The sequence below is a fragment of the Wenzhouxiangella sp. YN9 genome (genome assembly GCF_056324165.1).
Map to the genome: position 1 here is coordinate 1 of NZ_JBJNIP010000018.1, position 387 is coordinate 387.

Annotated in this window: 1 protein-coding gene; it reads right to left on the reverse strand. The window is 59.7% G+C overall.

What is annotated here, in order from left to right; all coding sequences use genetic code 11:
- Nucleotides 1-203: hypothetical protein (locus ACEWQ0_RS00040; protein ID WP_476484110.1), on the reverse strand; the 203-nt coding region annotated here is incomplete at its 3' end.
- Nucleotides 204-387: the final 184 nt, after the last annotated feature.

A 387-nucleotide genomic window follows, 5' to 3' on the forward strand; every position in this document is an offset into this window, starting at 1 on the left:
AAACCGGCGTCGGGTACGCTTCTCAAGGCGCGGGTCGGTGACAACTTCGTTGGAATCAGACATCTCTTCGCTCCGTAAGCGCCCTGAATGTTACAGATAAAACCGATCAGGTACTGTTGGGAGGGATGTTGACACACAGGGGTCTCGTCGATGCCGATCGCGTCCGGAAAATCCTGGTCCCGCCGCGCCAGGCCGCGTGCCACCGCGCGCTCCTGAACACCACTGACCACAGACCAGCTCAAATCGAGCGTAAGCGTTCATTCCCGACCGTTACTGGTCGATCCACTGCACGTCTGATACAAGCGGCTTGCTGGCGAAGTGCTCTTTCCACAGCCTGGGCGTGAGCTGCTCGACTTTGCTGGCCGGGTGCTGACCTACGCGCTGGAG